General features: G+C 55.8%; 15 protein-coding genes and 1 pseudogene. 11 read left to right on the top strand and 5 right to left on the bottom strand.

Annotation, left to right across the window (positions count from 1 at the left end):
• The first annotated feature begins 36 nt into the window (after positions 1-36).
• A complete protein-coding gene (locus KHQ23_RS16710) occupies positions 37-1,005 on the top strand; it encodes an IS5-like element IS903B family transposase (protein ID WP_211776976.1) in 969 nt (322 codons plus the stop codon).
• 45 nt (positions 1,006-1,050) lie between these two features.
• Here KHQ23_RS16710 and KHQ23_RS16705 read toward each other — a convergent pair whose 3' ends face one another.
• The 4 genes from KHQ23_RS16705 to hutC form a co-directional block, all read right to left on the bottom strand.
• Positions 1,051-1,728, bottom strand: coding sequence for a carboxymuconolactone decarboxylase family protein (locus KHQ23_RS16705; RefSeq protein WP_032445128.1), 678 nt, complete (start codon positions 1,726-1,728; stop codon positions 1,051-1,053).
• A gap of 231 nt (positions 1,729-1,959) precedes the next feature.
• On the bottom strand, positions 1,960-2,784 hold the full coding sequence (gene hutG / locus KHQ23_RS16700) for an N-formylglutamate deformylase (RefSeq protein WP_047694900.1): 825 nt from the start codon (positions 2,782-2,784) through the stop codon (positions 1,960-1,962).
• A complete protein-coding gene (gene hutI / locus KHQ23_RS16695) occupies positions 2,781-4,043 on the bottom strand; it encodes an imidazolonepropionase (protein ID WP_049138593.1) in 1,263 nt (420 codons plus the stop codon). Before hutI ends, hutG begins: the two co-directional genes overlap by 4 nt.
• 153 nt (positions 4,044-4,196) lie before the next feature.
• Complete coding sequence (gene hutC / locus KHQ23_RS16690; protein WP_001294851.1) at positions 4,197-4,997, bottom strand: histidine utilization repressor; 801 nt, start codon at positions 4,995-4,997, stop codon at positions 4,197-4,199.
• A gap of 241 nt (positions 4,998-5,238) precedes the next feature.
• Between hutC and KHQ23_RS16685 the strand changes: the two genes are divergently transcribed.
• The 10 genes from KHQ23_RS16685 (at position 5,239) to KHQ23_RS16640 (ending at position 16,997) form a co-directional block, all read left to right on the top strand.
• The gene (locus KHQ23_RS16685) at positions 5,239-6,612 is read left to right on the top strand and encodes a formimidoylglutamate deiminase (protein WP_001112072.1); all 1,374 of its coding nucleotides are present in this window, start codon (positions 5,239-5,241) and stop codon (positions 6,610-6,612) included.
• On the top strand, positions 6,609-7,205 hold the full coding sequence (locus KHQ23_RS16680) for a HutD family protein (RefSeq protein WP_000148344.1): 597 nt from the start codon (positions 6,609-6,611) through the stop codon (positions 7,203-7,205). The genes KHQ23_RS16685 and KHQ23_RS16680 overlap by 4 nt, the downstream gene beginning before the upstream one ends.
• Before the next feature lie 238 nt (positions 7,206-7,443).
• The gene (locus KHQ23_RS16675) at positions 7,444-8,430 is read left to right on the top strand and encodes an ABC transporter substrate-binding protein (RefSeq protein ID WP_000069054.1); all 987 of its coding nucleotides are present in this window, start codon (positions 7,444-7,446) and stop codon (positions 8,428-8,430) included.
• Between the two features lie 11 nt (positions 8,431-8,441).
• On the top strand, positions 8,442-9,323 hold the full coding sequence (locus KHQ23_RS16670) for an ABC transporter permease (protein WP_001087990.1): 882 nt from the start codon (positions 8,442-8,444) through the stop codon (positions 9,321-9,323).
• On the top strand, positions 9,323-10,108 hold the full coding sequence (locus KHQ23_RS16665; protein WP_016240370.1) for an ABC transporter ATP-binding protein: 786 nt from the start codon (positions 9,323-9,325) through the stop codon (positions 10,106-10,108). Before KHQ23_RS16670 ends, KHQ23_RS16665 begins: the two co-directional genes overlap by 1 nt.
• A gap of 114 nt (positions 10,109-10,222) precedes the next feature.
• Complete coding sequence (gene hutH / locus KHQ23_RS16660) at positions 10,223-11,773, top strand: histidine ammonia-lyase (RefSeq protein ID WP_000741484.1); 1,551 nt, start codon at positions 10,223-10,225, stop codon at positions 11,771-11,773.
• A 43-nt stretch (positions 11,774-11,816) separates the two neighbouring features.
• The gene (gene hutU, locus KHQ23_RS16655; RefSeq protein ID WP_047694905.1) at positions 11,817-13,499 is read left to right on the top strand and encodes a urocanate hydratase; all 1,683 of its coding nucleotides are present in this window, start codon (positions 11,817-11,819) and stop codon (positions 13,497-13,499) included.
• Between the two features lie 58 nt (positions 13,500-13,557).
• The gene (gene hisC / locus KHQ23_RS16650; RefSeq protein WP_000135555.1) at positions 13,558-14,724 is read left to right on the top strand and encodes a histidinol-phosphate transaminase; all 1,167 of its coding nucleotides are present in this window, start codon (positions 13,558-13,560) and stop codon (positions 14,722-14,724) included.
• Positions 14,721-15,878 carry an alpha-hydroxy acid oxidase gene (locus KHQ23_RS16645; protein ID WP_000217345.1) on the top strand — a complete coding sequence of 386 codons (1,158 nt, stop codon included), beginning with the start codon at positions 14,721-14,723 and terminating at the stop codon, positions 15,876-15,878. The genes hisC and KHQ23_RS16645 overlap by 4 nt, the downstream gene beginning before the upstream one ends.
• A gap of 33 nt (positions 15,879-15,911) precedes the next feature.
• Positions 15,912-16,997, top strand: a complete 1,086-nt coding sequence (locus KHQ23_RS16640; RefSeq protein ID WP_001148851.1) for an iron-containing alcohol dehydrogenase family protein — start codon at positions 15,912-15,914, stop codon at positions 16,995-16,997.
• Between the two features lie 89 nt (positions 16,998-17,086).
• Here the strand turns inward: KHQ23_RS16640 and KHQ23_RS16635 are convergent.
• Positions 17,087-17,407, bottom strand: a pseudogene (locus tag KHQ23_RS16635) (VOC family protein); the annotation flags it as partial.

Raw genomic sequence — 17,407 nt, 5'->3', positions numbered from 1 at the left:
AATGGGCTTTGTTGAATAAATCGAACTTTTGCTGAGTTGAAGGATCAGATCACGCATCTTCCCGACAACGCAGACCGTTCCGTGGCAAAGCAAAAGTTCAAAATCACCAACTGGCCCACCTACAATAAAGCCCTCATCAACCGTGGCTCCATAACTTTCTGGCTGGATGATGAAGCTATTCAGGCCTGGTATGAGTCAGCAACACCTTCTTCACGAGGCAGACCTCAGCGCTATTCTGACCTTGCCATCACGACTGTGCTGGTCATTAAACGCGTATTCAGGCTGACCCTGCGCGCTGCGCAGGGCTTTATTGATTCCATTTTTTCTCTGATGAACGTTCCGCTACGCTGCCCGGATTACAGCTGTGTCAGCAGGCGGGCAAAGTCGGTTAATATCAGTTTCAAAACGCCCACCCGGGGTGAAATCGCGCATCTGGTGATTGATTCCACCGGGCTGAAGGTCTTTGGTGAAGGCGAATGGAAAGTCAGAAAGCACGGCAAAGAACGCCGCCGTATCTGGCGTAAGCTGCATCTCGCCGTTGACAGCAACACACATGAAATCATCTGTGCAGACCTGTCGCTGAACAATGTGACGGACTCAGAAGCCTTCCCGGGCCTTATCCGGCAGACTCACAGAAAAATCAGGGCAGCCGCGGCAGACGGCGCTTACGACCCCCGGCTCTGTCACGATGAACTGCGGCGTAAGAAAATCAGCGCGCTTATCCCACCCCGAAAAGGTGCGGGTTACTGGCCCGGTGAATATGCAGACCGTAACCGTGCAGTGGCTAATCAGCGAATGACCGGGAGTAATGCGCGGTGGAAATGGACAACAGATTACAACCGTCGCTCGATAGCGGAAACGGCGATGTACCGGGTAAAACAGCTGTTCGGGGGTTCACTGACGCTGCGTGACTACGATGGTCAGGTTGCGGAGGCTATGGCCCTGGTACGAGCGCTGAACAAAATGACGAAAGCAGGTATGCCTGAAAGCGTGCGTATTGCCTGAAAACACAACCCGCTACGGGGGAGACTTACCCGAAATCTGATTTATTCAACAAAGCCACGGTGTGGATAAGCCACCGTGCCGGGGCGTTTTTGTTTCATCCAGCAGCTCACCCAGCACGGGCCTGGCGTTGTCTGCCATATCAGCACCGCATTTTTGACCCAGAATTGCCGTAAATGCCCACAGCTGCTCAGCCGTCAATCCCGCATTCAGACTGATGGCATAATGGCTTTTCAGTTGGCTGGTGACACCGGGAATTGCAGCCAGAAACGAAATGGTGGCCAGCTCCCTCGTCTGCCAGCTCAGGGTGTCACGCTGGAAAATATCACCAAACAGGTGCGTTTTAAGGAACTGGTCAATTGCAGGCGCAAAGGTAAATAGCGGGCCTGTTACGGGTTTCCCGATAAGACGCGTCTGGTTTTGCGTGCCACCTTCAAGGGCATTCCAGTTCTCAGGAAAAGAGGATGCGTCTTCTCCCGCATTATCCGTAATTCCTTGCTGCTGACGCTGTTCCACCACGCCCATAAGCACGGCAAGGGCATTCAGGCTGCGAGGAAAACCGGCATAGGCATAGAGCTGAATCAGGACTTCTTTGATTTCATTGATGGTAAGGCCTGTATCCAGCCCGTGCTGTATTTCAGCAGCGAGTTTTTCTGTGTCGCCCTTTGCGGCGAAAGCCGCAATTGGAATAATGGCCTGCTGTTTATTGTCCAGCCTGTTTTGCATAACAAATCTCCGGGTGTATTGCGAAAAAGAGAAGGGCGTGCGCCCTGATACCGGCAGTGTATGCAAAGCAGGATTCAATGATAATACGGGTAAATATGCATGGGCTTATGCATGGCGCTCATTAATGCGGGGATGACATCAGCAGAATACCAAAGATGGCTCCCGGGTTAATGGCATTTTGGCTTGAGGCAGACCGGATATTGGGTGCCTGCCTCATGGCATGTGTGAGGGTTATTGATAGTGGCTATCTGCCCAGTCGAGCATATTCTCAAGTAAGGATCGCAGCAGCGCCTGAAGTTGAGGGGCCTTTTCCTCTGCATACGCATAAGGCGCCATTTCGTTCATATAATTGACCTGCGCCAGTTCAAGTTGCACGGCATGAATATTCGCGTCAGGCTGTCCGTATGCCCGGGTAATATAGCCGCCCTTAAACCGGCCATTAAGCACATGGCTGAATGGCGACTGTTTCTGACAGCAATCGACCAGACGGTCGCTCAGGGCTGCAGCGCAACTGGCGCCGCCGTTGGTACCGAGGTTCAAATCAGGCAACCGACCATCAAACAGACGCGGGATAACCGATGCAATAGAATGCGCGTCAAACAGCAGTGCATAACCAAACTGGTGTTTTATCCGCGCCAGCTCTGACTGGATACGCTGGTGGTAAGGGTGCCAGATTTGCGCCAGATAGTGCCGACGATGGGCGGCTGTCGGCGTCATGCCGGGCGTAAAGCTGTCCCGACCATCAAATAAAGTCTCCGGGTACAATCCTGTGGTGGCGGTGGTATAGAGCGGCGTATCGTCAGCAGGGCGATTCAGGTCGATAACAAAACGGGAATAATTCCCGACCAGCATACTGGCGCCGAGGGCGTGAGCAAAATCGTACAGGCGGGGAATATGCCAGTCGGTATCGCCAAGCGGGCGTGCGGCATCGCTCAGACCATTGTCGACCTCCTGCGTCAGTTGTGTTCCCGCGTGGGGAATACTGATAAGCAACGGTGCACTGCCAGCCGTGAAATGGTAAGGATCGATAATGTCAGTCATAGCTGAAAGGCTCATGGATGAACGTTTCCTCGTATTTTCCCGCGATAGACCACCGTGCAGGGCAATTGACCGCCCAGCCAGTAGATCAGTTCAGCCGGTCGCGACAGCGGCCAGTGGATAAAATCGGCAACCTTACCTTCGGCAAGCGTACCGTGAGACGCGGCCAGACCGAGGGCGCGCGCGCCGTGGCACGTAATCCCGGCCAGCGCTTCCTCCGGCGTCAGACCAAACAGTGTACAGCCCATATTCAGCATCAGGCGCAATGACAGCACCGGGGATGTCCCCGGGTTGGCATCACTCGCCAGGGCCATCGGCACCTGATACTGGCGGAAAAAATTCACGGGCGGGTGCTGTTTTTCACGCAGTAAATACCATGCGCCGGGCAGCAGGACGGCGACAGTGCCGCTGGCCGCCATGGCGTGAGCATCTTCCTGGGTGGCGTATTCAAGGTGATCCGCCGACAAGGCGTGATAGTTTGCCGCCAGTGAACTGCCATGCAGGGCAGAGAGTTGTTCCGCATGCAATTTAACCGGCAACCCCAAAGCCTGTGCAGCATCAAAAATGCGCTCGACTTGTGCTGGGGAGAACGCAAGGTGCTCACAGAATGCGTCAACGGCATCCGCCAGTTTTTCTCTGGCGACAATGGGCAGCAGGGTATCGCAAATAAAGTCGATATAGTCCTCCGCCCGGTCTTTGTACTCGGGCGGCAGGGCATGGGCGGCAAGACAGGTGGACTGAATATCGACAGGCAACAGAGTGGCTAATTTGCGGATAACCCGCAACATTTTTAATTCACTGTCCAGGGTCAGCCCGTAGCCTGACTTAATTTCAAGGCAGGTGACCCCCTCGGCCAGCAGCGGTTGCAAACGCAATAAAGCCTGCCGGAGCAGTTCCTCTTCCGTGGCGTCCCGGGTGGCGTTTACAGTGGATAAAATACCACCGCCCGCCGCGGCGATTTCTGCATAGCTTACGCCATTTAACCGCTGCTCAAATTCGGCGCTGCGGTTCCCGCCGAACACCAGATGAGTATGACAATCGATAAATCCCGGGGTAATTATCCCGCCGTCGAATACATGCTGTTGTGCATGGGGAAACGCCGGGCAGTCGGCATTACGGCCAAGCCAGACAATTTTTCCCTCCGTCACTGCCAATGCGCCGTTTTCTATCACGTTGTAACGGCCATCCTGCATGGTGACCAGCGTGGCGCCGCGCCAGACACTGTCACAGTGCTCCGGGGGCGTGACAGTAAGGCAAAGGGACGAGGCTAAGGACATAGCAGACTCCGGATGATTTATCTTGTATAGACAATTAAAGTCAACCTAACCCATAACCGAAAGGGCGGCAAGGCGGCCAGAGATAGTTTTTTCTTATCGCCAACTGTCGCGTAAAGACGGGCGGCCTGTGAATGCCGCCTGCGCCAGACGCGATTAGCCGTGACTGGTAAAACGGCCAAATAACTGATAACGCGAACCCGGGTAAATCAGGCGGGCGGACGTCACAACGCGGCTGCCGCTCCAGGTTCGCCGGTGAATCAACAGGCAGGGCTCATGCTCCTCAAGTTGCAGCAAGTGGCGTTGTTCATCGCTGGCGCTGATGGCTTCAACGCGGTGCTCCCCTGCGGTCAGCGGGGCAATATCCATCAGATAGGTATATGGCGTCTGTTTATTGAGCACCTGCCGGAGGTAATCCGGCGCCGTTTCCGGGTTAACAAAACGGTCTTCAATTTGTACCGGAACGTTATTTTCGTAATGCACAATTTGGGAGTAAAACAGCGTATCACCGATGGCAATCCCCAACTGGAGCGCTTGATCGGCGTCCGCCTGGCGGGCCTCGCACACTAAAATTTTACTGTCATGACGATGACCACGTTGGGCGATTTCATCAGCAATATTATGGACCTCAAGCATCGGTGTATAGGCTTTTGCTTCGGCGACAAACGTCCCCACGCCCTGCATGCGGATTAAAAAACCTTCGCTGGTCAGTTCGCGCAGCGCCCGGTTGATGGTCATACGGCTGACGCCAATTTCATTAACCAGCTCACTTTCCGATGGAATACGTTGGTGGGGTTTCCAGACGCCGGCGCGAATCTGGCCAATGATGGCCTGTTTCACCCGCTGATAAATGGGCGCCGGTGCATCGCTCATGGCGGCGGCCAGCTCAGATAGTGTCTGCCGGGTCACGTCTTGTTGCGCCGTACCGGCCGATGAAAAAAGGGTGGGCTCAGACATGTTTCTTACCTCTCAAAAGTGCCACAGACAAGGTCATCGTTTCCCGGACGCTGGCGTATTTTCAACCGCGAAGCGTAAGCAGAAAAGCTGTGGTGAAAAACTCAAATGATAAAAAAAGGAATGGCGCAAGTTTACAGCCAAACCATGCATATGTATATGTATAGACAAGTCGCCCCAAAGTTTTGCAATTGTTTACTTATAATTGCCTTTATGTTTCTTTTCGCTGCTCAGGAACGTTGTTATGCCTGCTTATTTTGCTACACAAGCCCTGCTTGCTGAAGGATGGGCTCACAATGTGCGTCTGGATGTCGATGCTGCCGGCATGTTAACCGCCATCACGCCGGACAGCACAGCACAGGATGCTGTCCGGCTTTCAGGTCCGGTGATCCCGGGTATGCCGAATTTACACTCTCATGCATTCCAGCGGGTGATGGCCGGGCTGGCGGAGGTGGCCGGAAACCCGCAGGACAGTTTCTGGACCTGGCGTGACCTGATGTATCGCACGGTGCAGCGATTAACGCCGGACCAGGTCGGTATTATCGCCCGCCAGTTGTATATCGAGATGCTCAAAGGGGGTTATACCCAGGTCGCTGAGTTCCACTATCTGCACAATGATATCAGCGGTAACCCCTATGCTGACCGCGGCGAGATGACCGCCCAATTAAGCGCCGCTGCCGACCTTGCGGGAATCGGCCTGACGCTGTTGCCCGTGCTCTACAGCTATGCCGGGTTTGGCGGGCAACCGGCTCAGGCGGGTCAGGTGCGGTTTATTCAGGACGCTGACACCTATTTGCGCCAGCAGGCGATTATCCGCCAGCAGATAACGGGCAAAGTACTGCAAAACCAGGGCCTGTGTTTTCACTCACTACGGGCCGTGACCCCCACGCAGATGCAGCAGGTTTTACAGGCCAGCGACCCGGCATTGCCTGTACATATCCATATCGCCGAGCAGCAAAAAGAAGTCAATGACTGCCTGAGCTGGAGCGGACAACGCCCCATTGCGTGGCTGTATGATCACCTGGATATCGATGCCCGCTGGTGTCTTGTCCACGCGACACATGCGGATGAGAAAGAAGTGGCCCGCATGGCGCAAAGCGGTGCGGTTGCCGGGCTGTGCCCCACAACAGAAGCGAATCTGGGCGACGGTATTTTCCCCGGCGTCGATTATTTGGCACAGCGCGGTCACTGGGGTATTGGTTCCGACAGCCATGTTTCACTTAATGTGGTGGAAGAGCTGCGCTGGTTCGAATATGGGCAGCGCTTACGTGATCAGCGCCGCAACCGCCTGACAACGGCGACCCAAAATGTGGTGGGCGATGTGTTGTACACCCAGGCGCTTGCCGGTGGTGCGCAGGCCTGTGGCGCGCCTGTCGGGAGATTGTCAGTGGGGTATCGCGCCGACTGGCTGGTGCTGGATGGACAGGATCCTTACCTGGCGGCAGCCCGCCCCCCTGAAATTCTCAACCGCTGGTTATTTGCCGGCCACGCCGGGCAGATTCGCGATGTGTATGTTGGCGGGACCCCCCGCATTATCAATGGGCAACATGCGCAGCAACAGGCCGTTGCCGCTGATTTTCTGCAGGTACTGCGCCAACTGGCGGAGGCGACAGCATGACGGGCTGGCAGCGTTTTTCCCAGACCAGGCTGCCGGTCAGTCGCTGGCGTAATGGCGGCGGCGAAACCCGCGAAATTATCAGCTGGCCGCCAGGGCAGGCGGATTTTGACTGGCGTGCCAGCATTGCCACTGTCGCGCAGGATGGCCCGTTTTCCGCTTTCCCCGGCATTGCGCGTTCCATCACGCTGTTGAGTGGCGAGGGCATGCAACTGACTGACGGCATCGGGGTGAATCATGTGCTGAATACCGTGGGAGAACCCTTCGAGTTTAGCGGGGATCTTGCACTCCACGCACATCTTCTGGGGGGCGAGACGATGGATTTTAACCTGATGACCCGGCGTACTGTCTGTTTGCCCGGCGTTGTCGCCCTCAGGGGAAGTGGCACGGTGTCCCGTGAGCAGGGCGGTGTGCTTTTCGCCATTCAGGGTGACTGGCAATTACCGGATGGGACCCGGCTGGGCGCGGGTGAAGGTATCTGGTGGCCACCGACGTCAGACAGCTGTCAGACGACACAGTGGCCGATTTCTGCCTTGCATACTGTGGATGCACAAAAAACGCGCAGTCTGCTACTTTGGGCGGCGGTCATTGCCTGAGTTGGTGCGTCCTGCACTGGTTTGGCGCATCCTGCGCACTTATTTGATTCGACAGGCAGAGAAAACCACTGGCCACAGGCCGAAATAACCGGGAAAGCAGGCATAGCTGAACTGGCACAAAGCTTGCTTTACTTATTCGGCTTGCTTGTATAGACAAGAATATACAGTAGCGTATTTTGCCCGGGCAGTTCACTGGCCAGGCATTTCCCCGAGACAGGTAATTTGGCAGGAGTGGCAGATGAGCAACATGATTTCCAGGACTGTGCTGAAGCGTTCGTTATCCATGTTAGGGCTGGCAGTGACATTGGGTTGCGGGGCAATAAACACCGCCATGGCGGCAGAGACTCCGGTGGCCATTGGTATTTCCGGGTGGACAGGATTCGCTCCCCTGACACTGGCCGATAAGGCAGGCATTTTCAAAAAGAATGGCCTGGACGTGACGCTGAAAATGGTACCCCAGCAATCACGCCACCTGGCCATTGCATCAGGCTCTTTGCAGTGCGCGGCGACCACGGTGGAAACCTACCTCACCTGGAATGCCAGCGGTGTGCCCATCAAGCAAATTGTGCAACTGGATAAATCCTATGGCGCGGATGGGATTGCCGTACGTGGGGGTATCAATAAAGTGGCTGACCTGAAAGGGAAAACCATCAGTGTCGATGCACCAGGAACCTCCTCCTATTTTCTGCTGGCCTGGATCCTCGATAAAAACGGCATGACGATGAAAGACGTCAAACTGGCAACCCTGGGGCCGGATGCCGCCGCTCATGCCTTTATTGCCGGGCAGAACGATGCCGCTGTGACGTACGAGCCGTATCTCTCCACCATCCGCCAAAGCCCGGACAAAGGCAAAATTCTGACCACCACACTGGATTATCCCATGGTGATGGACACCCTGGGTTGTACGCCATCCTGGCTGGATAAAAACCCCAAAGCGGCTCAGGCACTGGTAAATAGCTACTTTGAAGCCCTGGATATGATCAAAAAAGATCCGGATAAAGCCAATGAGATTATGGGGGCGGCGGTCAAAGAAACCGGCAAACAGTTTGCTGAAGAGTCCAGCTATCTGCGCTGGCAAGACCGTGATGCGAACAAGAAGTTCTTCAGTGGCGAGATTGTCACCTTTACCAACGAAGCGGCGCGTTTGCTGACGGAAATGAAAATCCTGCATAAAACGCCGGATATTAATACGTTGTATGACGCGAAGTATGTGACTCAGCCATGAAGGACCACAAGATGAACAGTCCTGTCAGTCAGGCCGCGGAATTTCCCGCCAGTACGCAGTCAGTTTTACGTGAGCCGGCGCCTCTGCCGGCAAGTAAAAAGGTCTGGCACAACCCGATGATGGTGCCACTGCGCCCCGTGGCGTCCCGTCATCGCTGGTTTTTGGGCTTCTGCTTTTTTGTGCTGTTTTTCGCGCTGTGGGCGCTGGTGACTTTTACCGGGCTGGTGTCGCCGACATTCCTTGCCAGTCCGGCCAGTATGTTGCAGGAAGGGGGGCTGTTATTTACCGATTTTGATTTCACAACAGATATCGGTATGACGGTAATGCGTGTACTGGGCGGCTTTATTCTGGCGTGCATTATCGCCGTGCCGCTGGGTATTCTGATGGGCTCATACAAACTGATCGAAGCGTTTTTTGAGCCCTTCGTTTCGTTTTGCCGCTACCTGCCCGCATCGGCGTTTGTCCCCCTGCTTATTCTGTGGGCAGGGATTGGCGAAATGCAAAAAATACTGGTGATCTTTATCGGTTCGTTCTTTCAGATAACCCTGATGGTTGCGGTGGCTGTCGGCGCGGCGCGGCGCGATCTGGTGGAAGCGGCGTATACCCTTGGCGCGACCAACAAGAGCGTGGTGCGTCGGGTGATAATCCCCGGGGCGGCGCCGGAAATTGCGGAACTGCTGCGCCTGGTGCTGGGCTGGGCATGGACCTATGTCATCGTGGCGGAACTGATTGGTTCATCCAGCGGGATAGGTCACATGATTGTCAATAGCCAGGCGTTACTCAATACCGGGCAAATGATTTTCGGCATTATCGTGATTGGCTGCATTGGATTGCTGTCTGATCTGTTGTTTAAAGCGGTGAATCGCCGCCTGTTTGTATGGAGTTCGCTGTGATGAGCTATCCGAAGCTGAGTGTTCGCCAGGTGGAACGCGTCTTCAGTGGCCCGAAAGGCGAGAAGACCCAGGCATTACTGCCCGTGGATTATCAGGTCAATGAGAACGACTTTATTACCATTCTCGGGCCTTCCGGGTGCGGTAAATCCACACTTTTACGCATTGTTGCCGGGCTGGATCAGCCCACCCGCGGCGAGGTCTGGCTGGATGGCGTGCTGGTCGATGGTCCGGGCGCGGATCGCGGCATGGTATTCCAGAGTTACACACTGTTCCCCTGGTTGACGGTTGAGCAGAATATCTGCTTTGGCCTACAGGAACGCGGCGTGAGTAAAGCGGCACAAAAAGAGCGCAGCGACTACTTTATTAATAAGGTCGGTTTACGTGGGTTTGAGCAGCATTTCCCCCGTCAGTTGTCCGGCGGTATGCAACAGCGCACAGCCATTGCCCGCGCCCTGGCCAACGACCCGAAAATTCTGCTGATGGATGAACCTTTCGGCGCACTGGATAACCAGACGCGCGTCATGATGCAGGAACTGTTGTTGTCGATATGGGAATCTTCCCGCAAAACAGTCCTGTTTGTGACCCACGATATTGATGAGGCCATTTTTATGGCCAATAAAGTGGCGATTTTCAGTGCGCGCCCCGGGCGAATCAAAACGGAAGTGGCGGTAGATTTTCCGCACCCGCGTGATTATACCCTGAAAACATCACCAGAATTTATGGCATTGAAGGCGCGTATCACGGAAGAAATTCGTACGGAAACCCTGCAAACCATCGATCACTAAGTTCGCGGTATGCAGCGCAGTTAATCATGTTTTAGCGTGAGTCAGGTTGTGCATAAACACCCGGTGTTACACCGGGTTTACTTCCCGTTTTACTTGTATATACAGGAATAGATTATGGCTGCTTCATCCACCGATTACACCCTTTGCCGCCTGCAACCCGGGCATGTCCATTTGCCCATGTTGCGACAAATATACCAGGGTAATGTCCGCCTTGCGCTGGCCGAAGAGGCCCGTGCCGATGTGCTGGCCTCCCAGGAAACAGTCACCCGCATTGTGGCATCGGGAAACGTGGTGTACGGCATTAATACCGGGTTTGGCAAACTGGCGCAAACCCGTATTCCGGCGGAACGTCTGACCGAACTGCAACGAAACCTGGTGCTGTCCCACAGTGTGGGCACAGGCAAAAACCTGGCGGATAACGTTGTTCGCCTGGTGATGGCGACGAAAATTCTCAGCCTCTCCCGGGGTCATTCCGGTATTCGTATTGAGGTGATTGATGCACTGATAACGTTATTTAATGCGGGTGTGTACCCCTGTATTCCGGAAAAAGGATCCGTCGGCGCTTCGGGCGACCTGGCGCCGCTGGCGCATTTGTCATTGATGCTGATTGGCGAAGGGCAGGTGACACTGGGTGGCGAAACGATGTCCGCGGTTGAAGGCCTGGCTGCCGCAGGGCTGAGCCCCTTTGAACTTGGGCCGAAAGAAGGTCTGGCATTACTTAACGGCACCCAGGTATCGACATCCCTCGCGTTGTCAGGTTTGTTTGAAGCAGAACGGGTGTTTTCCGCAGGCCTGGTGGCCGGGGCATTATCACTGGAAGCGATTAAAGGCTCAGTTAAACCGCTTGACCCGCGTATTCATGAAGCACGCGGCCAGGAAGGCCAGATTGCTGTCGCCGCTGCGCTGACGGCGATCCTGGCCGGTAGCGATATTGTGACATCCCATGCTAACTGCGGCCGGGTTCAGGACCCTTATTCCATTCGTTGTGTCCCTCAGGTTATGGGTGCCTGCCTTGATAACCTGCGACATGCGGCCCGCATTCTACGTATTGAAGCAAACGCAGCATCCGATAACCCTCTGGTTTTTGCCGAAAATGGCGACGTGATTTCTGGCGGGAATTTCCACGCAGAACCCGTGGCTTTCGCCGCGGACATCATTGCGCTGGCGGTTGCCGAAGTGGGGGCGATTTCTGAACGCAGAATGGCCTTATTGTTGGACAGCGGTTTGTCCGGCTTGCCGCCTTTCCTGGTAAACGATGGCGGCGTTAACTCCGGCTTTATGATTGCGCAGGTCACGGCCGCCGCGCTGGCATCAGAAAATAAATCGCTGGCACATCCGGGCAGTGTCGACAGCCTGCCCACCTCCGCCAATCAGGAAGATCACGTTTCAATGGCGACCTATGCCGCCCGCCGTCTGGGCAATATGTGTTTTAACACCAGTGTGGTTGTCGGTATCGAAGCCATGGCCGCTGCCCAGGGACTTGATTTTCATCGTCCGTTGCAAAGTTCCGCCACACTGGAAAGCGAAATGAAGGCGATTCGGCAACATGTCGCTTTTCTCGAAAAAGATCGTCTGATGGCGCCGGATGTCGAAATGATGCGTTTGTGGGCGTCCCGTGAACACTGGCCTGCGGCCATTGAAGCATTACTGCCGAGCTTTGCCTGATAACGCTTTACATAAATTTCATTTTTTATAGAAGGATATGACCATGAACGCGCCACAGAAAAATGCCGCCGCCCATGTCGTTCGCGCTCCCCAGGGAACAGCGCTGAGTTGTCAAAACTGGTTGATCGAAGCGGCTTATCGCATGATCCAAAACAACCTTGACCCCGATGTTGCCGAACGCCCGGAAGACCTGGTGGTCTATGGCGGTATTGGTAAAGCCGCCCGCAACTGGCCTGCCTTCGAAGCCATTCTGGACAGCCTGCGGGCGTTGCGTGAAGACGAAACCCTGCTGGTACAGTCCGGTAAGCCGGTCGGTGTTTTTCGCACCCATACCAATGCGCCGCGCGTGTTGATTGCTAACTCCAATATTGTGCCGCACTGGGCCCACTGGGACCACTTTCACGAACTGGATAAAGCGGGCCTGATGATGTACGGCCAGATGACAGCAGGCTCCTGGATTTACATTGGTGCGCAGGGCATTGTGCAGGGGACGTATGAAACTTTTGCCGAAGCGGGCCGACAGCACTACAACGGCGACCTGCGGGGCAAATGGATTCTGACGGCAGGGCTTGGTGGTATGGGCGGCGCCCAACCGCTGGCTGGCGTGCTGGCAGGGGCCTGCGTCCTGGCCATTGAATGCCAGGAATCCCACATTGATTTCCGTCTGCGTACCCGTTATGTGGACTATAAGACCCGCAGCCTCGATGAGGCGCTGGCGATGATTGAAAAAGCCTGTGCGGAGAAAAAAGCCATCTCTGTCGGCCTGCTGGGCAATGCCGCTGAGTTGATGCCGCAACTGGCGGCGCGGGCAAAAGCGGGTGGCCTGCGTCCGGATATTGTGACCGATCAGACCTCCGCTCATGATCCGCTTAATGGCTATCTGCCGGAAGGCTGGAGCCTGGAAAAATGGCAGGCCGCCCGTCAGTCAGATCCGCAATCCGTGGTGAAAGCCGCCCGCGCTTCTATGGCAAAACATGTCCAGGCCATGCTCGATTTTCACCATATGGGGATCCCCACCTTCGATTACGGCAACAATATCCGCCAGGTCGCCAAAGAAGAGGGCGTTGAAAACGCCTTTGATTTCCCGGGTTTTGTCCCGGCCTACATCCGCCCGCTGTTCTGTGAAGGCAAAGGGCCATTCCGTTGGGTTGCCCTTTCCGGCGACCCGGAAGATATCTATAAGACCGACGCGAAACTCAAAGAACTCTTCCCGGACAACACCAATCTGATCAACTGGCTGGACATGGCGCGTGAGCGCATTGCCTTCCAGGGGCTGCCTGCGCGTATTTGCTGGCTGGGCCTGGGTGAACGTCACCGCGCCGGGCTGGCGTTTAACGAAATGGTGCGTAACGGCGAACTGAAAGCGCCGATTGTTATTGGCCGTGATCATCTGGATACGGGGTCAGTGGCATCGCCGAACCGTGAAACCGAAGCGATGAAAGATGGCTCTGATGCGGTATCCGACTGGCCATTACTCAATGCATTGCTCAATACCGCCGGGGGTGCCACCTGGGTCAGTCTGCACCATGGTGGCGGTGTTGGCATGGGCTTTTCACAACATGCCGGGATGGTGATTGTGTGCGATGGCACTGAAGATGCCGATGCCCGACTGGCGCGTGTGCTGTGGAACGACCCTGCCACCGGGGTGATGCGCCATGCGGATGCTGGCTATGAACAGGCAAAAGCCTGTGCTGAACGTCATCATTTGAATTTGCCGATGATCTGATGCCTGAATGCCGGATGGCCTGGTGTTGTGCCTCCGGCGTTTTTTTGAGGGATATGCAATGGCTTCTGATGTAGCAGTTTCCAGTTCACTTGTTGATTCACAACAGCAGATACTGAAAAACCTCGCCAGGCCCACAGCGCGGTCATTAAGCCTGTATAACGCCGGGTTGTCGGCGGAAGCGGTACGACAGCAATATGGGTTGAGCCATATCGCCAAACTGGCCAGTAATGAAAATCCGCTGGGCGCCAGCCCGCAGGTCATCGCGGCACTGCAGGCGGATGCCGGTTTCAGCGCAGTCTATTCGGATGCTGCCAGTACAGCGCTGCGCGATGCGCTGGCAACGTATACCGGTGTGCAGGCCGGGAATATTGTTATCGGGAATGGTTCAGAAGATATCCTGCATATGCTGGCACTGGCCTTTCTCAACCCCGGGGACCGCGTGGTCACATTGCGACCTTCATTTGGTCTGCATGAGATTTTCCCGCGCATGATGGGCGCGGACGTCACCCTGGTTGACGTGAATAAGCAGCATCAGTTCGATATCGCCGCCTGGACTCAGGCACTTTCGATGCCCGCCAAAATGGTGATTTTCAGCAACCCGTCGAATCCCGTGGGCTGCATGCTCGACAATGCAGGTTTTGAGCGCATCATCGCCGCGGCACCTCAGGACTGTGTGCTGGTGATTGATGAGGCCTATTTCGAATATTGCCGGAACAACCCGGATTATCCGGACAGCCAGCGTGTGCTGGCCGCGCAGTCGCGCCCCTGGATTGTGCTGCGTACTTTTTCGAAAGCCTACGGCCTGGCGGGATTGCGGGTGGGCTATGGCTTAGCCAGTCACCCTGAACTGGTCAATCTGCTCAATCGCGTTCGCACACCGTTTAATATTAACCGTTCGGCACAAGCGGCGGCCGTGGTAGCTCTGGGGGATCAGCAACATGTTAATGACAGCATTGCGCTGGTCAGTGCGCAGCGCGACATGATGTCGGCGCAGCTCACGGCGCTGGGTTTCCGCGTTGCGCCATCCTGCGCCAACTTCCTGTTTTTTGACTGCGGGCAGCCTGCGGCAGAACTGGCGCAGCGTCTGCTGTGCGATGGCGTCATTATCAAGCCATGGCGGGAGAAGGGGTATGAACACTGGATCCGGGTGTCTGTGGGGAATGAACAGGATAACCAGCAGTTTATTCGGAGCCTGAAACGTATCCTGGCGGAGGATGCCGCGTGACAGTGTTGAACATTGATGATTTACGTCGGCAGGCAAAGCGCACGCTTCCCCGTTTTGCTTTCAGTTATCTGGAGGGTGGGGCCGATGATGAACAAACGTTACAGGATAATCGCCGTGTTTTCGGCCGCTGGCGCTTTATTCCCCCTGTGCTGACAGATGCTACGCAACGGGATTTATCCGTCACGCTGTGTGGACAGAAGCTGGCTGCGCCCTTGTTTATCGCCCCGACAGGCTACAACGGCATGCTGCGGTTTGGCGCAGATGTGATGCTGGCGCGGGCCGCCAGAGAGGCGGGCATCGGCTATATACAGAGTACGGTTTCGACGGCCTCCATTGAAGAGATCGCCGCAGAAAACATTCCCCGACACTGGTTCCAGCTCTATGTGCTGAAAGACCGCGCCGTCACGACAGGGTTACTGACCCGGGCCCGGGCGGCGGGTTGTACGACCCTGGTGGTTTCTGTGGATGCGGTGCACTTTGGCAACCGTGAAAAGGACAAACGGAATTACCGACGGCCCATGGAACTATCTCTGCCGAGCATGCTGGACATTGCGATGCATCCCGGCTGGGTGTGGCGAGCCATCAGGCCCGCAGGCATCCCTGGCTTTGGCAACCTGAAATCTTATGTTCCGGCTGACAAACAACGAGGCGCAGGTGGCGCGAGCTATTTTGCCGAACAGATGGATACCCACCTGGACTGGGCCACACTGCACTGGATCCGCACACAGTGGTCAGGTCCCCTGTTAATTAAAGGTATCCTGGCGCCTGAAGATGCCCGGCGCGCTTTTGCCGCGGGCGTGGATGGCATTGTGTTATCAAACCATGGCGGGCGACAACTGGACGGTTCAGTCAGCCCCATGGAAGTACTGCAGGAGATTCGTCAGTGCTGCGGTCCTGATGCTGTCATCCTTATCGACAGTGGATTTCGCCGTGGCACCGATGTGGTGAAAGCACTGGCGCTGGGCGCGAATGGCGTGCTGATTGGCCGACCTGTGCTCTATGGCGTCGCTGCCTTTGGTGAGGCGGGTGCGAAACAAGCGCTGAACATTATTTTGCAGGAGATGGATCGCACGCTGGCGCAACTGGGATGCACTTCCATTGCCCAGTTAGGGCCGCATTTGCTGCGTTTTCAGCCTGCTATGGCGGGGTTTTAATATGTACACCATCGTTATCACGGAGCATCAGTTATGCAGGCACAAAATATTATCTTCCCGGCGCAGATCCTGCGTGGCGCAGGTGCGGTTTCGCGTATCGGTGAGGTCTGCGGATTATTGGGTTCACGGGCGCTGATTATCGGCGGCCATAGTGGCCTGGCGGCGGTGGAAGCGCATATCCGCTATCAACTGGCGGCATCATCGGTGACGGTGGTTGGCCGGGAGTGGTTTGGCGGCGTGTGCAGCGAAAGCCATATTCATCGTCTGGCGCAAGTGGTGCAGGCCACCGGCGCAGACCTGGTCATTGGCGTGGGTGGGGGAAAAGCCCTGGATACCAGTAAAGCCGTGGGCGTGGAGACCCGTGTCCCGGTGGTCACCGTGCCAACCATTGCGGCAACCTGCGCGGCGGTGACGCCACTCACTGTCCGTTATCACGATGACGGCCATTTTCGGGATCTCTTTCCACTGAATCAGGCGCCTGCTGTGGTGATTATTGACACAGAAATCATAGCCGCCGCGCCGCTGCGCTGGTTGGCGGCAGGCCTTGGCGATACACTGGCGAAATGGTACGAGTTTCGCGCTATCAGCGCCGGGCTGGACAATCACAGCGGTATCGCCCGGGCGTCCATTGCCAACAGCCGTATCTGCTATGACCTGATCAATACCCACGGCCCCGCCGCCTGCGATGCAGTTCGCAAAGGGGTGCCCGATGCTGCGCTGGAGCAAGTACTGGATGCGATATTTATGTTTGCCGGACTGACCTCATTAATGAGCAGTGGGGCACATGCTGCTGCCGCTCATGCAATTTATGAGGGGTTTACCGTATGCGATAAAACCCGCGAATTTGGTCATGGCTTATTGGTGGGATTTGGCAACCTTTGCCTGCTGGCGCTGGAGAACCGCAGCGATGAGGAATTGCTGGAGGCCATTGGCCTGGCCCGCGCGTGCGCTATCCCGCTCAGCCTGCGGGAAATTGCTGAACTGGACAGCACGGAACTGGCGGGGATTATTGATATGGCATTGCATGCGCCGGATATGGCGAACATGCCGGCTCCGGTCACAGCGGGCGCACTGTATAGCGCCATTGCGCGTGTGGAACATCAGGCCGGGTTGTTGTAGTACCCTCAGCAGCGTATCCCGATGGTGGAAAACGTGAATACGCTGTTTCCCTGTTGTCGGTCTTCGTTCGCGCAGGTGCCCATTGTGAGTCAGTGAAACGCATAACGCCCTTCGCCCACCAAAATGGTTTGACCCTTGAGCGCCGCCGTGTCGGTGAGAAAATCGAGTTGCACCAGCGCGTTGCTGTTCCCTTGATTGAACTGGAAATACTTATCGCCAATACGCAGCGCCGGATTGCCCGCGCGCGTTGTCATCGGGAGGTCGAAGAGCGCGCTCCAGCGCCTGGCTGTGGCGTACGGGTTCTCCACTTCAAACTCGGCGGCGGACAGAGCAACCTCACCGGCAGGATGGGGCTGGATAATCCCTTGTTGGTGGAGGTGCTCCAGGGAAGGTGCGAACAAGTTCCTGAT

Origin of the sequence: Klebsiella sp. 64 (genome assembly GCF_018223915.1) — a bacterium.
GTDB lineage: Bacteria > Pseudomonadota > Gammaproteobacteria > Enterobacterales > Enterobacteriaceae > Klebsiella > Klebsiella pneumoniae.
The sequence above is the reverse complement of the archived record's forward strand: the minus strand, read 5'-3'. Positions and strand labels throughout refer to the sequence as shown.

Coding starts and splice junctions, on each gene's coding strand:
- hutI (WP_049138593.1), bottom strand. CDS start 4,043: ATGTCCTTAGCCTCGTCCCTTTGCCTTACTGTCACGCCCCCGGAGCAC.
- KHQ23_RS16640 (WP_001148851.1), top strand. CDS start 15,912: ATGCAGGCACAAAATATTATCTTCCCGGCGCAGATCCTGCGTGGCGCA.
- hutC (WP_001294851.1), bottom strand. CDS start 4,997: ATGTCTGAGCCCACCCTTTTTTCATCGGCCGGTACGGCGCAACAAGAC.
- hutH (WP_000741484.1), top strand. CDS start 10,223: ATGGCTGCTTCATCCACCGATTACACCCTTTGCCGCCTGCAACCCGGG.
- hisC (WP_000135555.1), top strand. CDS start 13,558: ATGGCTTCTGATGTAGCAGTTTCCAGTTCACTTGTTGATTCACAACAG.
- KHQ23_RS16680 (WP_000148344.1), top strand. CDS start 6,609: ATGACGGGCTGGCAGCGTTTTTCCCAGACCAGGCTGCCGGTCAGTCGC.
- KHQ23_RS16665 (WP_016240370.1), top strand. CDS start 9,323: ATGAGCTATCCGAAGCTGAGTGTTCGCCAGGTGGAACGCGTCTTCAGT.
- KHQ23_RS16685 (WP_001112072.1), top strand. CDS start 5,239: ATGCCTGCTTATTTTGCTACACAAGCCCTGCTTGCTGAAGGATGGGCT.
- hutU (WP_047694905.1), top strand. CDS start 11,817: ATGAACGCGCCACAGAAAAATGCCGCCGCCCATGTCGTTCGCGCTCCC.
- hutG (WP_047694900.1), bottom strand. CDS start 2,784: ATGAGCCTTTCAGCTATGACTGACATTATCGATCCTTACCATTTCACG.
- KHQ23_RS16670 (WP_001087990.1), top strand. CDS start 8,442: ATGAACAGTCCTGTCAGTCAGGCCGCGGAATTTCCCGCCAGTACGCAG.
- KHQ23_RS16705 (WP_032445128.1), bottom strand. CDS start 1,728: ATGCAAAACAGGCTGGACAATAAACAGCAGGCCATTATTCCAATTGCG.
- KHQ23_RS16675 (WP_000069054.1), top strand. CDS start 7,444: ATGAGCAACATGATTTCCAGGACTGTGCTGAAGCGTTCGTTATCCATG.